The organism is Mesorhizobium sp. M1E.F.Ca.ET.063.01.1.1, from assembly GCF_003998155.1.
Taxonomy (GTDB): domain Bacteria; phylum Pseudomonadota; class Alphaproteobacteria; order Rhizobiales; family Rhizobiaceae; genus Mesorhizobium.
In genome coordinates this window covers 1-819 of the sequence record NZ_RZSC01001350.1, presented here as the reverse complement: position 1 = coordinate 819, position 819 = coordinate 1, and the positions used below count along the sequence as shown (strand labels likewise).

Below are 819 nucleotides of genomic sequence, written 5' to 3'. Positions count from 1 at the left end.
GGACTACACCATGCCGCGCGCCGACGATCTGCCGTCGTTCAAGGTCTCGACCTCGAACACGCCGTGCCCAGGCAATCCGCTCGGCATCAAGGGTTGCGGCGAGGCCGGCGCGATCGGTTCGCCGCCGGCGGTGATCAACGCCATCACCGATGCGCTCGGCGTCGTCGATATCGCCATGCCGGCGTCGCCGTCGACCGTATGGTCGGCGATCCGCGCCAAGAAGCACTGAAATGAAGCGAATATGGAATAGGGAGTAGCGAATAGGGGAAAGCGCGATGCGAAGGGATTGGTCCTATTCGCTATTCGCTACTCGCTATTCGCTCTTTCCCCGAAGGGAGGAAGACAAATGTACTCGGTCAACTACCATCGCGCCGCCTCTGTCGCTGAGGCCGCCAAGCTGTTGAAGAGCGGCGATGCCAAGCTTCTGTCCGGCGGCATGACGCTGATCCCCGCCATGAAGACGCGGCTCGCGGCGCCTTCCGATCTGGTCGACGTGTCGCGGCTGAAGGACCTGCAGGGCGTCAAGGTGTCCGGCAAGACGGTCACCATCGGAGCGGCGACGACGCATTACGACGTTTCCAATGACGAGAAGCTGAAGAAGGCCTGTCCGGCGCTTGCCCATATGGCTTCGCTGATCGGCGATCCGGCGGTGCGTCACAAGGGCACGATCGGCGGCTCGATCGCCAACAACGATCCGGCGGCCGACTATCCGGCGGCGCTGCTGGCGCTGGGAGCGACCATCGTCACCAACAAGCGCCAGATCGCGGCCGACAAGTTCTTCAAGGGCCTGTTCGAGACGGGGCTGAAGGAGGGCGAGAT

2 protein-coding genes are annotated in these 819 nt (G+C 63.2%); both read left to right on the top strand.

Translation table 11 applies throughout. The features are described from left to right. The coding region (locus EOA29_RS38500; protein ID WP_145970126.1) for a xanthine dehydrogenase family protein molybdopterin-binding subunit at positions 1–229 on the top strand (229 nt) is incomplete at its 5' end. A 117-nt stretch (positions 230–346) separates the two neighbouring features. Then, the coding region (locus EOA29_RS38495; RefSeq protein ID WP_189479157.1) for an FAD binding domain-containing protein at positions 347–819 on the top strand (473 nt) is incomplete at its 3' end.